The organism is Rhodoferax sp. GW821-FHT07F03, assembly GCF_059418745.1.
On the sequence record NZ_JBWKQM010000001.1, the window covers coordinates 219,403 to 235,681 of the forward strand.

Here is a 16,279-nt window from a genome sequence, read left to right on the forward strand (position 1 = left end):
CTTGGTGGTTTGCGTATCTGTTTTCTGTGGATACGTATTGGTGCCGCAGCCTGCGATGCTCCAATAAATCAATCGACTTGATTAATGGTAAACCAGTATGGGTGCGCTGCTGCTTCCAAGAGATAGTCAGTGCGTACAGCGGCTAGCTGAGCGGACGCGCGGGCATCGCAGATGCCAACAGGTATGGACACAAGGAACACAGCAGCATGTTTGAAACAACTGAATCGGGTTTGCGTGCCATGGGGCCGTCCCATGTATGGGAGGTACGGCCATGAATCTCAAGATTTCGCAGCGTTTGTATCTGGCCGTGGGCATGGCACTGGTGTTACCAGCCCTGGTGCTGGTGGCCACGTTCGTGCTGGATGCGCAGGGCCGGGTCCAGTTTGACAGTGCGCTTAACAAGGCCAAGGAACGCAGGGAAGTTGCCGGTGCCATGCGCGACACGGTGTTCCGACAGGGTCTGCAGGCACGCAATATCGGCTTGCGCTCCGACGTGGACGAAATGAAAAAAGAAGTGGATGGCCTGCGCGCCCTGAAAGAGGTCTACAAGAAGAATCTCGCCCGCTTCACCCAGTTGGAACCCACCGCGGAGGAGGCTGCGGACCTGGCTAAAGCCGCCAAGCTGGAGCAGGACACGTTGGAGCCCTTGCAAAAGGCCGAAGAGTACGCCAGCAATTTCCGCCCGGATACCGCGGCCTCCATCCTGGTTACCAAGGTCAGCCCGGTGCAGGACCAATGGATAGATGCGATCAGCCATCTGGTGGCGATCCAGGACGCCAATGTGGCAGCGGCGCTGTCCAGCAGCGAGGTCCAGCACCGTAACCTGGTGCGCATTGCGGCGCTGGCGTTTGTGCTCACCTTTGTGTTGGCGGCAGCCGCTGCCTGGCACCTGGCGCGTGGCATTGTGCTGCCTCTGCATGACGCGATCGGTTTGGCACGCCGTGTGGCTGCTGGAGACCTGACTGCCCGCATCAACGGCCAGCGCACCGACGAAGTGGGCCAATTGCTGAGCAGCCTGGGTGAGATGCAGTCCAGCCTGGAGCGGGTGGTGACCAATGTGCGTTCCGGCTCTGAAAACGTGGCCACCGCCAGTGCCGAAATCGCCCAGGGCAACGATGACCTGAGCGCGCGTACCGAGAGCCAGGCCAGCGCGCTGGAGCAGACTGCGGCCTCCATGGAGGAGCTGAGCTCCAATGTGCGGCAAAACGCCGACAGTTCTCGGCTGGCGAACGAACTGGCGATGAAAGCATCCCAGGTGGCCGCCAAGGGTGGCGCGGCCGTGGGCCAGGTGGTCGAGACCATGAAGGGCATCAACGACAGCTCGAAGAAGATCAGCGACATCATCAGCGTGATCGACGGCATTGCCTTCCAAACGAATATCTTGGCCTTGAACGCTGCCGTGGAAGCTGCCCGTGCGGGCGAGCAAGGCCGTGGTTTTGCCGTGGTGGCCAGCGAGGTGCGCAGCCTGGCCGGGCGTAGCGCCGACGCGGCGAAAGAGATCAAGCACCTCATCAGTACCAGTGTGGAGCGCGTGGCCCAGGGCACGGCCCAGGTGGACCAGGCGGGTGCCACCATGGCCGAGGTGGTGAACTCCATCAAACAGGTGACTGACATCATGGGCGAGATCAGTACCGCCAGTAACGAGCAGTCCATGGGCGTGGCCCAGGTCGGCGAGGCCGTCACCCAGATGGACCAAGTGACGCAGCAGAACGCCGCCCTGGTGGAAGAAATGGCCGCCGCCGCCAACAGCCTGCGTGCCCAGTCCAACGAGCTGGTGCAGGTGGTGGCGGTATTCAAGCTGCGTGATGGCTACGGCCATATCCCGGCGGCGCCGGTGGCCGGGGCATTGCGCTTAGGCGCATGAACCGGCCTTAAAGCCAGCCTGGCTGGAGGCCTATGGTTCTCCAACGGGTCGCGTTGGCGTGAATCCCCTACACTTTGCGGCACTTCTTTAGCTACCGCGTTGTGGGGCCTTGGCGGCCACGCTTTCTATGATCATCACCAGCCTGCTTGACACCGACCTTTACAAGTTCACGATGATGCAGGTGGTGCTGCACCAGTTCCCTGCGGCGCAGGTCCAGTACAAGTTCAAATGCCGCAACCCCGGCGTCCAGCTGGCCCCGTTTGTAGAAGAGATACGCGACGAAATCCGCTCGTTGTGCAGCCTGCGTTTCCAGGAGGCTGAGCTGGCCTACCTGCGCTCCATGCGCTTCATCAAGAGCGATTTCGTGGATTTTCTCGGCCTGTTCCGGCTGAACGAGAAATACATCCAGGTCACGCCCCTGCCCAGCGGCGAGATCGAGATTTCCATCCAGGGCCCCTGGTTGCACGTGATTCCCTTTGAAATCCCGGTGCTGGCCATCATCAACGAGGTCTATTTCCGCAACACCCAGCCGGTGCCCGACTTTATCGAGGGCCGCCGCCGCCTGGACGCCAAGATCCAGCAGCTGCGTGCCGATGGCCTGCAGGAACTGAAGATTGCCGACTACGGCACCCGCCGGCGCTTCAGCAAAGCCTGGCACGAGGAAGTGCTGCGGGTGCTGGTGGCCCGCCTGGGTGCAGGCGTAAAAGGCCAGTTCGCGGGCACCAGCAATGTGTTCTATGCTATGAAATTAGGATTGACACCGCTCGGCACCATGGCCCATGAGTACCTGCAGGCTTGCCAGGCGCTGGGCCCGCGATTGCGCGACAGCCAGGTCTTCGGCTTTGAAATGTGGGCCAAGGAATACCGTGGAGACCTGGGCATTGCCCTCAGCGACGTCTACGGCATGGACGCGTTTTTACGCGACTTCGACATGTACTTCTGCAAGCTGTTCGACGGCGCGCGCCACGACAGCGGCGACCCCTTCCGCTGGGGCGAGCGCCTGCTGGCGCACTACAAGCAGAACCGCGTGGACCCGCTGACCAAGACCCTGATCTTCAGCGACGGCCTGACGGTGCCGCGCACCATCGAGCTGTACCAGCAGTTCCGCGGCCGTTGCCTGCTGGCCTTTGGTATCGGCACCAACCTGACCAACGACATGGGCGACCCGCCCAACCACGTGCCGCTGCAGATCGTCATCAAGCTCACCCGCTGCAATGGCCAACCCGTGGCCAAGCTGTCCGACAGCCCGGGCAAGAATATGTGCGACGACGAGAAGTACATCGCCTACCTGCGCCAGGTTTTTGAAATCGAGACCCCTACATGACCAAACCCGCCATCCTCGTCGCCCGCAAGATATTCCCGTCCATCATTGCCCAGCTGGAGCAGCACTTTGAAGTGGAGTCCAACCAGGACGATGCCAGTTGGACCAAGGCCGACCTCATCACCCATTTGCAGGGCAAGGTGGGGGCATTCACCACCGGCAGCGAACGCATCGATGCCGAGGTGTTGGCCGCCTGCCCGCAGCTGCGTATTTGCGCCAACATGGCCGTGGGTTACAACAACTTCGACATCGACTCCATGAGCGCGGCCGGCGTGCTGGCCACGAATGCGCCCGATGTGCTAACCGAAACCACGGCCGACTTCGGCTTTGCGCTGTTGATGGCCACTGCCCGTCGTGTCTGCGAGAGCGAGCACTTCCTGCGTGCAGGCCTGTGGAAGAAGTGGAGCTACGACATGTTTGCTGGCGCCGAGATCCACGGCAGCACGCTGGGCATCATCGGCATGGGCCGTATAGGGCAGGGCATTGCCAGGCGTGGCGCCCACGGCTTTGGCATGAACGTGGTATACCACAACCGTTCCCGCCTGGACGCCGCGACCGAGGCCGCATGCAAGGCCCGCTACGTGTCCAAGGAGGAGCTGCTGAAGACCGCCGACCACGTGGTGCTGGTGGTACCGTATTCGGCCGCCTCGCACCACACCATAGGTGCTGCCGAGCTGGCGCTGATGCAGCCCACCGCCACCCTGGTCAATATCGCCCGAGGCGGCATCGTGGACGACGCGGCCCTGGCCGTGGCTCTGCGTGAGGGGCGCATCGCCGCCGCTGGCCTGGACGTGTTCGAGGGCGAGCCGAAGGTCCACCCTGATTTGCTGACCGTGCCGAACGTGGTGCTGACCCCGCACATCGCCAGCGCCACCGTCGCCACGCGCACCGCCATGGCCCAGCTGGCCACCGACAACCTCGTCGGTTTTCTTATAAAAAACAAGCCACTCACGCCCATAAACCTTGCGCAGCTAGCTACGAAATAAATAGCACTCATGACCGGAATCGAATGGGGCCTGTTGTCTGGCCTGGGCGTGCTGAACCTGCTGTTGCTCGCCTTGCTGCTGTTGCGCAAGCCCGCCGCACCCGACCACACGGCGATGGACCGGCTGGCCCAGGAGCTGCGCCGCGAGATCGCCGAGTCCGCCCGCACCGACCGGCAAGAGCTGGCTACCAGCTTCGCCACCTTCCAGCGCAGCCTGGTACAGCAAAGTGCCGAGGCCACCCGCACGCAGAACACGCAGATTGACGCCTTTGCCCAGCAACTAGCGCTGTTGCAAAAGACACTGTCTGACACGCTCAGCACCCAGCTGCAGGCCTTGGGTGAGTCCAACGCCCGGCGCATCGGCGAGGTGCGCGCCACGCTGGAAAGCCAGCTGCAGCAGCTGCAGCAAAGCAATGCCGCCAAGCTGGATGAGATGCGCCAGACCGTGGACGAGAAGCTGCAAAACACCCTGGAAACCCGCCTGGGCGAAAGCTTCAAGCAAGTCGCTGACCGGCTGGAGCAGGTGCACAAAGGCCTGGGCGAGATGCAGTCGCTGGCCCAAGGCGTGGGTGACCTGCAGCGCGTGCTGACCAACGTCAAAACCCGTGGCATGTTTGGTGAGGTGCAGCTGGAAAACCTGCTGGAACAGGTGTTGACGTCGGAGCAATACGGCAAGCAGATCGAGACCAAGCCGCGTAGCAACCAGCGCGTGGACTTTGCGGTGCGCTTCCCGGGCCGCAGCGCCGACGGTGCTCCGGTCTGGCTGCCGATAGACGCCAAGTTCCCGCGTGACGACTACGAGCGCCTGCTGGACGCGCACGAGCGCGCCGACGCTGTTGCTGCCGAGGCAGCTGCCAAGGCGCTGGAGGCGCGCATTCGCACCGAGGCCAAATCCATTGCCGAGAGCTACCTGGCGCCGCCGCATACCACCGACTTCGCCATCCTGTTTTTGCCAATCGAGAGCCTGTACGCCGAGGTCTTGCGCCGCCCCGGTCTGATGGACAGTCTGCAGCGCGACTACCGCGTGACCCTGGCTGGGCCGACCACCTTGCTGGCCATGCTGAACAGCCTGCACATGGGCTTCCGCACGCTGGCGCTGGAGCAGCAGGCGTCTGAAGTCTGGAAGGTGCTGGGCGCGGTGAAGACCGAGTTCGAGCGCTACGGCGAATGGGTGGCACGCATCCGCGAGCAGGTGCAAAAAGCCTCCGACACGTTGGACAAGGCCGACACCCGTACCCGGCAGATGCGCCGCGCGCTGAAAGTGGTCGAGGCCTTGCCGGACGCAGAGGCGCAGGCTCTGTTGCCCGCGCAGGCCGATCTGGACGACGGGCCGGCATGACCCTGGCCCTGGCGCGTCTGATACTGGCCCAAATCTGCCTGCATGCTTGCATGACTGGGCTGCGTCTGGCCTCGCCCTTGCTGGCCCTGAAGGCCGGATACAGTGCTTTCTCTGTGGGCTTCCTGCTGGCCCTGTTTGCTCTGACCCAGGTGTTCCTGGCCTTGCCCGCCGGGCGTTTTGCAGATCGCAACGGCTTGCGCCTGCCGGTCACCGGCAGCGTGGTCATGGCGGTGCTGGGAGCCGGACTGGCGGCTGTGTTTCCGGTCTACCCAGTGCTGTGTCTCAGCGCCTTGCTGTCGGGCGGGGCGACCGGTGTAGCCGTGATCGCGTTGCAGCGCCATGTGGGCCGGGCGGTGGAGGGTTCGACCCAACTCAAGCAGGTGTTCAGCTGGCTGGCCATGGGGCCGGCGGTGTCCAACTTCATCGGGCCGTTCGGGGCCGGCTTGTTGATCGACTATGCGGGCGCGGCGCCGGGCGACATCTTCGGTTACCGCGCCGCGTTTGCCATGCTGGCCTTGTTACCTGTGTTGACCTGGGCCCTGGTGCGCGGTGTGCAGGAGCTGCCGCCCATCCACCCGCCAGCCAACGCGGCCAAGGCCCGGGTGTGGGATTTGCTGCACGACCCCATGCTGCGCCGCCTGCTGCTGGTGAACTGGTTTCTGTCGTCCTGCTGGGATGTGCATACCTTTGTGGTGCCCATCCTGGGCCATGAGCGCGGCCTGAGTGCCTCCACCATAGGCACCATCCTGGGGGTGTTCGCCATTGCGGCGGCCGTGGTGCGCATGGTCATGCCCCTGGTGGCCCAACATTTGCGCGAATGGGCGGTGATTACCGGTGCCATGGGTGCCACGGCACTGTTGTTTGCGGTGTATCCGCTGCTGCAGGGCGCGGTGGCCATGGGCGCATGCTCGGTTTTGCTGGGGTTGGTGCTGGGCTCGGTGCAGCCCATGGTGATGAGTACCTTGCACCAGATTACGCCCGAGCACCGCCATGGCGAGGCGCTGGGTCTGCGCCTGATGACCATCAACGCATCCAGCGTGATGATGCCCATGCTGTTTGGCCTGGCCAGCGCCTACATCGGCGTGGCTGGCCTGTTCTGGGTGGTGGGTGTGGTGGTGGGCAGCGGCACCCGCACCGCCTGGCAGCTCAAGACCGCCGACTTCGGCGAGTCTTGAACAGGCTCTACAGCTTGTAGAACGCCTGCATGGCGCTCCAGGCTTCCTCCGGCGTGTCCACGTAGGTGAACAGCTTCAGGTCGGCTGGGGAGATGGCGCCTTCTTCTATCAGCACGTCGAAGTTCAGCAGCCCCTTCCAGTAGTCGGTGCCGAACAGGATGATAGGCACGGCCTTGGCCTTGCCGGTTTGCACCAGGGTGACCACCTCAAACAGTTCGTCCAGCGTGCCAAAGCCGCCGGGGAAGGCCACCAGGGCTTTGGCGCGCATCATGAAATGCATCTTGCGCAGCGCAAAGTAATGGAACTTAAAGTTCAGGCTGGGCGACACATAGCGGTTGCCGCTTTGCTCATGCGGCAGGGCAATACTCAGGCCTACGTTCAGCGCGCCCATTTCATGTGCGCCGCGGTTGGCTGCTTCCATGATGCCGGGGCCGCCACCGGTGCAGATGTAGAGGCGGTCTTCCGCGGGCTGGTCGGCGCTGTACTGGGCCACCAGGCGGGCAAACAGCCGGGCCTGGTCGTAGTAATGGGCATTGCGCATGCGGCGCTCGGCTACCTTCAATGCGGTGGCGTCGTCGCCGGCTTGTGCTGCGGCCAGTTCACGTTGCGCATCGTCGGGCGCCGGGAAACGGGCGCTGCCAAACACCACCACCGTGTTCTCTATGCCTTGTTCCTGCTGCTCCAGGTCGGGCTTGAGCATTTCCAGTTGGAAGCGTATGCCTCGGGTTTCGCGGCGCAGCAAAAACTCCGGGTCGGCAAAGGCTAGGCGGTAAGCATCGGCCTCCAGAGGCTGGCCCGCGCTGGCGTGGGCTTGCAGTTCCGCCCAGGCCAGGGCAACGTTGCGGTCGTTGAGTTTGTCTGTGTTTTCCATGGAGACATTGTGAGCGTAAATCGTGTCAGTTTGCCCGTGGGGTAAAAGAAATACCGGGGTAAACCCTAGGCCCTGGGGCGGTATTTTCCACACTGTCGCGGCCGGTTTTCGGGCCTAAAGTTGCTTGCAATATGTGCGGTGATGTGGCCGCGTATTTTTCTCCTACTCCTGAAAAGGCCGCCCTATGCAAGCGAACCCCTCCGTCCCCAAGAAGCCGTTTTACGCTTCCCTGTATGTGCAAGTGCTGTTCGCCGTGGCGATCGGCATTGCCCTCGGGCATTTCCGCCCCGAGTTGGGCGCCGAAATGAAGCCCCTGGGCGATGGCTTCATCAAGCTCATCAAGATGATCATTGCACCCATCATTTTCTGTACCGTGGTGGTGGGCATTGCCGGCATGGAAGACATGAAGAAGGTCGGCAAGACTGGCGGCCTGGCCTTGCTGTACTTCGAGATCATGAGCACGTTGGCATTGATCGTGGGGCTGGTTACGGTGAACCTGATACAGCCCGGTAACGGCATGCATGTGGATGCCTCCACGCTGGACACCAAGGGCATCGCCGCTTATACCGGTCCGGGCAAGATGACCGGCACGGTGGACTTCCTGTTGAACGTCATCCCCACCTCGGTGGTGGACGCGTTCGCCAAGGGCGAGATCCTGCAGGTGCTGCTGTTCGCCGTGCTGTTCGGCTTCTCGCTGCACAAGTTTGGTGGCCGTGGCACCCAGGTGTTTGACTTCATCGAGAAGTTCTCGCACGTGCTGTTCAGCATCGTCGGCGTGATCATGAAGGTGGCCCCCATTGGTGCGTTTGGAGCCATGGCCTTCACCATCGGCAAGTACGGCATCAGCTCGCTGTTCTCACTGGGCAAGCTGATGGGCACCTTCTACCTGACTTGCCTGATCTTTGTGCTGGTGGTGCTGGGCATCGTCACCCGTTTGCACGGCTTCAGCATCATCAAGTTCATCAAGTACATCAAGGAAGAGTTGCTGATCGTGCTGGGCACCTCGTCCAGCGAATCCGTGCTGCCGCGCATGATGGAGAAGATGGAAAACCTGGGCGCCAAGAAGTCTGTGGTTGGCCTGGTGATCCCCACCGGTTATTCCTTCAACCTGGACGGCACCTCTATCTACCTGACCATGGCCGCGGTGTTCATCGCCCAGGCCACCGACACCCCGATGGACATCGGCCAGCAGATCACCCTGCTGCTGGTGCTGCTGCTGACCTCCAAGGGTGCGGCCGGCGTGACCGGTAGCGGCTTCATCGTGCTGGCTGCCACCCTGTCTGCCGTGGGCCATGTGCCAGTGGCCGGCCTGGCGCTGATCCTGGGTATTGACCGCTTCATGTCCGAAGCCCGTGCGCTGACCAATCTGGTGGGCAACGGCGTGGCCACCCTGGTGGTTGCCAAATGGACCGGCGACCTCGATATGGACCGCCTGCACGCCGGCTTGAACCAGGAAACCTGGGTCGAGGCGAACGCGCCCGAAGTCTTGCTGGATGAAAAAACCGCCAAGATGGCTGCCTAGTTTTTTCGTCTATAAATGCTATCTTTAGGATAGCTGGAGGCCCTTTCTGCAATTGCGGAAAGGGCCTTTTTCATGGGGCTCTGAAAAGCACGTGAAGGAGGGCGCTATATTTGAGCGACTTGTCCCATCTACGGAGAAACACCATGCAACGCCCCTGGCACGCCCATTATCCGCCCGGCATGCCCACCACCCTTGACACTTCGGCCACCCCGGATGTCGTGGCCATGCTGGAGCAGAGCTTTGCCCAGCACGTTGACAGCGAAGCCTATGTGTCCATGGGCCATGCCCTGCGGTATGGCGATGTCGACGCCCTATCCCTGGCGCTGGCCGCCTGGCTGCAGGCCCAGGGGCTGCAGCCGGGTGACCGTGTGGCCACCATGCTGCCGAATCTGTTGAGCTTCCCGGTGGCGATGGCGGCCGTGCTGCGCGCCGGCTGCATCACCGTCAACGTGAACCCGCTGTACACCCCGCACGAGCTGCTGCACCAGCTGCAGGACTCGGGCGCCAAGGCCATCATCGTGCTGGAGCCGTTTCTGCCCACGCTGGACGCCATCCTGGCCCAAACCGATGTCAAGACGGTGCTGGTGGTGGGCGGTGCGGACCTGCTGGGTCTGCCCGCAGGCCAGGCCTTGCCCGCGCTGGTGGCGGCACCGGCCGCCGCACCGCGTGAAGACGGCCGCAGCCGCCTGGTCGATGCAATCCGCCAGGGCCATGGCCTGCCATTCCAGCGGCCGCAGATCCAGCCCAGCGACCCGGCCGTGCTGCAGTACACCGGCGGCACCACGGGCGTGAGCAAGGGCGCCACCCTGCTGCATAGCACCCTGGCCGCCAGCCTGCTGGCCTGCGAGGCCTGGATGCGCCCGGGCCTGGCGCGCCGTGTGCGCACAACGCAGTTCACCATTGTCTGCGCGCTGCCGCTGTACCACGTGTTTTCGTTTGTGGTGTGTAGTCTGCTGGGCATGCGGGCCGGCGGGCGCAACATCCTGATCGCCAACCCGCGCGACCAGTCCGCCATGCTGCAACAGCTCAAGCCCTACAAGCTGCATATGTTCCCCGCAGTCAACACCCTGTACAACGCGCTGCTGCAGCACCCCGACTTTGGTCAGCTGGATTTCAGCGAGCTGTGTATTTCCAACGGTGGCGGCAGCGCGGTGCAGGCCGCGGTGGCCAGCCAGTGGCTGGCGGCCACCGGCTGCCCCATCACCGAGGGCTATGGCCTGTCGGAAACCGCCTCCGCCGTCACGTCCAACCACACCAATTTGCAGGCTTTCACCGGCCATATCGGCCTGCCTCTGCCGGGCGTGGACCTGCGCATCGTGGACGATGCCGGCCAGGAAGTGGCCCCCGGCGTGGCCGGCGAGATCGCCATCAAGGGCACGCAGCTGATGGCCGGCTACTGGCAGCGCCCCGAGGACACCGCCGCCGCCATGACGGCCGACGGCTACTTCCGCTCCGGCGACGTGGGCGTGATGGACGCGCAGGGCCATGTGCGTATCGTGGACCGCAAGAAGGACATGATCCTGGTCAACGGCTTTAACGTCTACCCGAACGAGATCGAAGCCGTGGCCGCCTTCCACCCCCTGGTGCTGGAATGTGCGGCCGTGGGCGTGCCCGATGCGGCGACGGGCGAGGCGGTGAAGCTGTTTGTGGTGAAAAAAGACGCCAGCCTCAGCGAGGCCACACTGCTGGACTTCTGCGCCCAGCAGCTCACCGGCTACAAGCGCCCGCGCAGCGTGGAGTTCCGCGACGCTCTGCCCAAGTCCACCGTGGGCAAGATGCTGCGGCGCGAGCTGCGTACAACGCCTTAACTGGACTGCTATTAAATAAAGAGCTGCCAGCGCAGGTGCTATCTGCGCTGGCAGCTCTTTTTGTTTAAAGCGCGTGGGGGCTCAGTGCACTGTGATGATTTCACGGTGCATGGGCGCCAGCTTGGCCAGCAACTGGTTTTGCGCGGTGAACGGAATGCCGCGCGCATCCATGGCGCGTTGCAGTATTTCCACCAGCAGATTGAACTGGGCCTTGTCTATGCCCAGTTTCTCGTGCGACTTCTTCATCTCCTCGCCCTCGTACTTGCAAGGGCCGCCGCTGATTTCGCAGACCTGGTCGGTCAGCTGTTCCTTCAGGTAGGCGGGCTTGATGTCGTCAAACATCTTGCCTATACGCGGGTCAGCCTTGAGCCGGTTCACAAAGTCGTCCATCAGGAGGGTGATGCCGGGTTTTTCACCCAGCGACTGGTACAGCGCGGCGGTGCTGGTTTGGGCCTGGGCGCAGCAGGCAATGCACAGCGCAGCGGCGGCGGTCCATAGGCGGATGGCGGGCATGGTGTGGCTCCTCAGAATGCGATCTGGGCCGACAGATAGGCCCCGGTCTGTTTGCGGTCGGACGTGACGCCCGGCACGATGCAGCCCAGGTCTACATAGGCCAGGGTCAACGACAGGTTCTTGCTGGGCGCCCAGGCGATGAACACATCGGCCCAGTTGTCCTCGCGCAGCGCCGAGCCCAGGCCGGCGGCCGCGCCCAGCGCTTCCAGGTTGTTCGGCTTGAAGCGGTATTCGGCACCCAGGGCCAGGTTTTTGCTCAACAGATAGGCCACCGACACTTCAGGCTGCAGGCTGCGCTGGTTTTTGCCTGGCGCGGCCGAGCCAAAGCCCAGCAGGCCGTTCTGGTTGGCATTGGTGCTGCGCAGTGTGGTGTTGACCAACAGGCCCTGCGCCAGGAAGAGCTTGGTGGCGCTGACATACAGGTCGGTGCCGCTGCGTTGGGTGCCCAGAAAGTCCAGCACCGAGCCCAGCGAGCCGGGGTGCACGGTCTTGTGCTCCAGGCCCACGGCGATCTGCGGCATCCAGCTGTCGCTGTCCAGCACCGCGTCGCCCGCCAAGCGGACCTTGGCGCCCAGAATGTCCATTTTGATGTGCTGGCCCGGCGTGACGCCAAAGGTGGCAATGCTGTTCAGCGCCAATGCTGGCGATGCATCAAAGTCCTGCTGCGCGATCGACAGCTCCACCCGGTCATGGATGCCGACGGCCGCGCTGGCGACGGTCAGGCCGTAGTCCTGGGTATGCAGGCGGGTGATGGCCGCGCTGGCGCCGATTTCGCGCTCGGTCGCATTGCTGCCAATCACGGCCCAAGGCCCCAGGCCGCCGCCGGCTGTACCGTCGATGCTGCTGACTCCGCCGGTCAGTAGCAGCTTGCCGGTATCGGCCAGCGCCCACGGGCTGCACAGAGCTAGTGCAGCCAGGACCAGCGTGGGGTATTTTTGTCTCATAAAAGCTTCCGAAGCTGCAGGCGACACAGAATAACGTAAAGCTACATTCGGATACAGAAGCCATAACGGAAGGCCCGGTGCTTCGGCCCACGCCTAAAACAGCCAGCCCGTCTGTGCTTCCAAATGGATAGCTGCTCGTGCAGGTACTACCTGCGCTGGAGGCATATTTTTATCTGAACTATCCGCGGCGGCATCGCGCTTGCTCAGTGACCCCACCCGCACGCCCAGCAGCCGCAGCCGCTTGTCCAGCGGCGCACGCTTCAGACACTGGCCTGCGGCCTGGCGTATGCGCACGGCGTCGTCCGTGGGGAGGCTCAGCGTGTGGTCGCGCGTGGCGATCTTGAAGTCGTCATAGCGCAGCTTGATGCCAATCGTCTTGCCCACATAGCCCTTGCGTTGCAGGTCGGCAGCCACCTGTTCGCACAGCCGGGTGAACACCGCGCCCAGCTCGGCCCGGTCTTTGACGGCGTGCAGGTCACGGTCAAAGGTGGTTTCGCGGCTCATGGACACGGGTTCGCTCTCGGTCACCACCGGGCGCGTATCGCGACCATGGGCGGCCTCATGCATCCAGGCACCATAGGCCTTGCCGAAATGGCCCACCAGCCACTGCGGTTCGGCCGCGGCCAGCTCGCCAATCGTCTGTATGCCCAGGCCTGCCAGTTTTTCCCCGGCCTTGGGGCCTATGCCGTTGATCTTGCGGCAACTCAGCGGCCAGATCAGGGTCTGCACATCGCTTTCATGGACCACGGAGATGCCGTTGGGCTTGTTGAATTCGCTGGCCATCTTGGCGATCAGCTTGTTGGGCGCCACGCCTACCGAGCAGGTCAGGCCGGTGGCGTCTTGTATGGCCTTCTGGATCAGCCGGGCCAGCACCCGCCCGCCCTCGCGCTGGCCGCCAGGCACCTCGGTGAAGTCCAGGTAGATCTCGTCCACCCCGCGGTCTTCCATCACCGGCACGATGCTGGTGGCAATTGATTTGAACTGGCGCGAATAGCGGCGGATTTCCTCAAAGTCCACCGGCAGCAAAATCGCCTGCGGACACAGCTTGGCGGCCTTCATCAGCCCCATGGCCGAGCCTACGCCAAACTGCCGCGCCGCGTAGGTGGCGGTGGTGATCACGCCGCGCCCCACATAGTCCTTCAGCACCGGAAATGCCGCCACCGGAATGTCCGCCAAGGCGCCGCCATGCGCCAGCCGCAAGGCCTCGTCCTCCTTGCGCCGCCCGCCGCCAATCACCACCGGTAAGCCCTTGAGCTGCGGGTAGCGCAGCAGCTCCACGGAGGCGTAGAACGCGTCCATGTCGAGGTGGGCGATGCGGCGGGGGCTGTGCATTTAAACAGTATAAAGATGTTGTGGATTGTTCCTGTGGTGCTTGCAACCCGTCAAGGGAAGTCACCTGGTATTTGTGGGGGTTGGTTTGCGGCTGCCAGGGCCCGTGTCACATGGCCTGGCGTGGGCCGGGCTTGTTGGGTTCACGCGGCACATACCGAAGATGGCTGCGATGCGTAGCACCGGGACATAATTTGGATATGTTGGCTGGGTGGGATCAGAGAGCCCCTAATGCATCCCTTGATCCCACTCCGTTCCTGGGCGTGGAGTCAGTCCAACAAGGCGAAAGCGCCATGCATAAAAATCACCTTTTTCTTGCATCGTTGCTGGGCCGATAAGCGCTATTTTTTAGGCTTCATTAATCTATTCGTTACCACCTCTACTGGGAGCATCTTCTTGAGCATTCAAAATAACGTTGGCATAGTGGTCGCATCTGTTGCCATCCTCGTTTCTGGTTGTGCCAGCACGACCCCAACAACTACAAACACAAACGCAGGTACTGGCGTTGGCGCGCAGTCAACTCCTTTAGTGGCTGAAGTGCCAGCGCTGCAGGTCACAATTGACTGCGGTACTTGTGCGGTTAAGTCCACCATTCCGAGTCTCATTGTTGAGGGCTACAACGAGGCAGCGAGCAAGGCAGGGCGCAAAGTTTCTAAGGTGAATTACGCCAACCTCACCATCAAAGAGTACGTAGCCCGGGGAGATGCAGCCAGATTCCTGGCCGGCGCTTTTGCAGGCAAAGATGAGATCAAGGCAGTCATTGCCTATCAAGGCAAAAACTACGCCGTTGAAGACTACTATCGAAATGCATGGCTTGGTATTGATACGCTGGCAAAGAAGATCGGTGAGATGAGTTATGCGGAGCTGAAGTAGGCGTACGTGAGATCTTGCATAACACCACTACGTTGAGGCATTGAAAGGAACTTGCATTGCGCAAAATCTCGGTGGTCGTTGGAGGGCTCGCCGCCGCGGTGCTCGGTTGGGCCATGTGGCTGCTGCTCGCATCACTGCACTTTTACTTCAGCGCCGAATACGCACCAAACTCTGCGGCAATGCCAAGCCACACCGCTGGCGGCGTGGAGGCAGATGGCTCGGGTATCCTGCTGCCCGCCGTACTGCTAGGCGCCGTCGGGGTGTTTCTGATGAAATTCGCAATCAATTTGTGGCGTAAGCCTTAAGCCCTTGAACTGGTTCTTAGGGTGAACAGTCTTTTCCGTGCATGGGGGCACAGGGAGGCGGCAATTGGTTTATTGAACAAAACCTGACTTAGCGCAAAGAAAACATGGGTAAGAGGCTACGAAAATAAGAGCGAATTGGGTGCGGAAAATTCTGTGCAAAAAATGCCCGCGCTATAGTGCCCATCGCTTGGATGCGGGGTTTTCAGAAACTTTGTTGCTCTGCGTGTGCAGGATTTTGTGAAGCAGCTCCAACCAGACAATGCGTATGCACTATCACTCCCACATCGCTGCCTCGTTGCTGTGTTTCGTCGCCATGCAGTCTGCCCAGGCAGCCAGCCCGGAGGAATCGCCCAGCCTGGTGGTGTCCAAGGACGGCAGCTTTGTGTTTGACATGCAAAGCAGGCTGGCGTGGGCGCGCTGTGTGGAGGGTATGCAGTGGAGCGGCCAAACCTGTGTGGGCGATCCCAAGCTCGTCAGCTATGCCGAAGCGCGCGTGCTGGCGAGCGCGCGTGCCAAGGCGGACGACGCATGTTGGCGTGTACCGGGTGTCAAGGAGCTGCAGCACTTGATCGGCAAAGGCGAGGCTGCGGCACAGGGGGCCAAGGCCTTGTTTCCCTCGGCGCCGCCGGAGTGGTACTGGACGGCCTCGGCCAGCATCGATAGCAGGTCGGTCAACCCCTACGACTACAAGAACATCCAGAAGGGCGTGACGGAGCAGAACGCCAACCGCCTGGCGTTCTTGCATGGCTGGGTGGTGAATGTGCAAACCGGGGTGGTGCGCGGCGACGTGGCGCGTAGCACGAAGCTGCCTGTCCGCTTGGTGTGCACGGTGAAGTGACTCCTGTGGCTGGGCTTTCATGGCACACTGTTCGGCCGATTGCTGCATCGTTAACAGGCGCAACTGCCGTGGGGTGGACGCGTTTCGTTAGGCAAGCTGCAGCGGAATCCTGACACCCATTCTGGGAGCGTTGTATGAACCACGCCCTTGATCAACTCGCAAAAGAAGTCGCTCTGCATGAACCTGCCAACGAGCATTTGCGGCTCGCGTTTGGGTATGCCTGCGCGATGCGGATCAAGCACCTGCTCGAAGAGCCAGATGTGGAGACATGCCTGCGCGGGCTCGGTGCCTATTTGTCCGGGTCTGTCGATCGCGACGGTTGGTGTGAGCTTGTCGTCGAAGCCGCGCGTCTGGCAAACCATCATCAAGGCTCCAAGTCAATCGACGGTTGTGGCCATGCCGCAGTTTCTGCCACCTACGCCGTAGCCAAGGCAATCGAAGGTAAGGCATTGGAGGCAGCCAGCTATGCTGCATACGCCGCGGTTTACGCCCAGGGCGGCTATGCGGCAGTGGCCGAACGCGGGTCTTTTGAGCCCGAGTTCCAGTGGCAACTTGGCATGCTTGCTGCATTGGTGAGCCAAACCGTATGAGG

15 protein-coding genes are annotated in these 16,279 nt (G+C 62.2%); 11 read left to right on the forward strand and 4 right to left on the reverse strand.

Annotated features, from left to right (window positions below):
* Window positions 1-271: 271 nt before the first annotated feature.
* From AC07R0_RS00950 to AC07R0_RS00970, 5 genes are all read left to right on the forward strand, one after another.
* Window positions 272-1,864 carry a methyl-accepting chemotaxis protein gene (locus AC07R0_RS00950; RefSeq protein WP_495103424.1) on the forward strand — a complete coding sequence of 531 codons (1,593 nt, stop codon included), beginning with the start codon at window positions 272-274 and terminating at the stop codon, window positions 1,862-1,864.
* A 127-nt stretch (window positions 1,865-1,991) separates the two neighbouring features.
* The gene (gene pncB / locus AC07R0_RS00955; protein WP_495103425.1) at window positions 1,992-3,188 is read left to right on the forward strand and encodes a nicotinate phosphoribosyltransferase; all 1,197 of its coding nucleotides are present in this window, start codon (window positions 1,992-1,994) and stop codon (window positions 3,186-3,188) included.
* Entirely contained in the window at window positions 3,185-4,171 is a 987-nt protein-coding gene (locus AC07R0_RS00960; RefSeq protein ID WP_495103426.1) for a 2-hydroxyacid dehydrogenase, read from the forward strand. The genes pncB and AC07R0_RS00960 overlap by 4 nt, the downstream gene beginning before the upstream one ends.
* A 9-nt stretch (window positions 4,172-4,180) precedes the next feature.
* Complete coding sequence (locus tag AC07R0_RS00965) at window positions 4,181-5,509, forward strand: DNA recombination protein RmuC (RefSeq protein ID WP_495103427.1); 1,329 nt, start codon at window positions 4,181-4,183, stop codon at window positions 5,507-5,509.
* Complete coding sequence (locus tag AC07R0_RS00970) at window positions 5,506-6,684, forward strand: MFS transporter (protein ID WP_495103428.1); 1,179 nt, start codon at window positions 5,506-5,508, stop codon at window positions 6,682-6,684. The genes AC07R0_RS00965 and AC07R0_RS00970 overlap by 4 nt, the downstream gene beginning before the upstream one ends.
* A gap of 7 nt (window positions 6,685-6,691) precedes the next feature.
* Here the strand turns inward: AC07R0_RS00970 and AC07R0_RS00975 are convergent, their stop codons facing one another.
* Window positions 6,692-7,555: an LOG family protein gene (locus tag AC07R0_RS00975; protein WP_495077124.1), complete on the reverse strand. Its 864-nt coding sequence runs from the start codon at window positions 7,553-7,555 to the stop codon at window positions 6,692-6,694.
* 184 nt (window positions 7,556-7,739) lie between these two features.
* On the opposite strand from AC07R0_RS00975, the gene AC07R0_RS00980 reads away from it, so the two are divergent.
* Complete coding sequence (locus tag AC07R0_RS00980; RefSeq protein WP_495103429.1) at window positions 7,740-9,077, forward strand: dicarboxylate/amino acid:cation symporter; 1,338 nt, start codon at window positions 7,740-7,742, stop codon at window positions 9,075-9,077.
* 143 nt (window positions 9,078-9,220) lie between these two features.
* Window positions 9,221-10,885, forward strand: a complete 1,665-nt coding sequence (locus tag AC07R0_RS00985; RefSeq protein WP_495103430.1) for an AMP-binding protein — start codon at window positions 9,221-9,223, stop codon at window positions 10,883-10,885.
* An 81-nt stretch (window positions 10,886-10,966) separates the two neighbouring features.
* On the opposite strand, the gene AC07R0_RS00990 is transcribed toward AC07R0_RS00985, so the two are convergent.
* From AC07R0_RS00990 to dinB, 3 genes are all read right to left on the reverse strand, one after another.
* The gene (locus tag AC07R0_RS00990; RefSeq protein WP_495103431.1) at window positions 10,967-11,398 is read right to left on the reverse strand and encodes a group I truncated hemoglobin; all 432 of its coding nucleotides are present in this window, start codon (window positions 11,396-11,398) and stop codon (window positions 10,967-10,969) included.
* 11 nt (window positions 11,399-11,409) lie between these two features.
* Window positions 11,410-12,342 (reverse strand): DUF3034 family protein, encoded by a 933-nt coding sequence (locus AC07R0_RS00995; protein WP_495103432.1) that lies wholly within the window; start codon window positions 12,340-12,342, stop codon window positions 11,410-11,412.
* Window positions 12,343-12,435: 93 nt separating this feature from the next.
* Complete coding sequence (gene dinB, locus AC07R0_RS01000; protein ID WP_495103433.1) at window positions 12,436-13,674, reverse strand: DNA polymerase IV; 1,239 nt, start codon at window positions 13,672-13,674, stop codon at window positions 12,436-12,438.
* A 228-nt stretch (window positions 13,675-13,902) separates the two neighbouring features.
* Between dinB and AC07R0_RS01005 the strand changes: the two genes are divergently transcribed.
* From AC07R0_RS01005 to AC07R0_RS01020, 4 genes are all read left to right on the forward strand, one after another.
* On the forward strand, window positions 13,903-14,544 hold the full coding sequence (locus tag AC07R0_RS01005; RefSeq protein ID WP_495103434.1) for a hypothetical protein: 642 nt from the start codon (window positions 13,903-13,905) through the stop codon (window positions 14,542-14,544).
* Window positions 14,545-14,600: 56 nt separating this feature from the next.
* A complete protein-coding gene (locus tag AC07R0_RS01010) occupies window positions 14,601-14,849 on the forward strand; it encodes a hypothetical protein (protein WP_495103435.1) in 249 nt (82 codons plus the stop codon).
* 265 nt (window positions 14,850-15,114) lie between these two features.
* Window positions 15,115-15,687, forward strand: a complete 573-nt coding sequence (locus AC07R0_RS01015; RefSeq protein WP_495103436.1) for an Lcl domain-containing protein — start codon at window positions 15,115-15,117, stop codon at window positions 15,685-15,687.
* A 134-nt stretch (window positions 15,688-15,821) separates the two neighbouring features.
* Window positions 15,822-16,277: a hypothetical protein gene (locus tag AC07R0_RS01020; RefSeq protein ID WP_495103437.1), complete on the forward strand. Its 456-nt coding sequence runs from the start codon at window positions 15,822-15,824 to the stop codon at window positions 16,275-16,277.
* Window positions 16,278-16,279 lie beyond the last annotated feature (2 nt).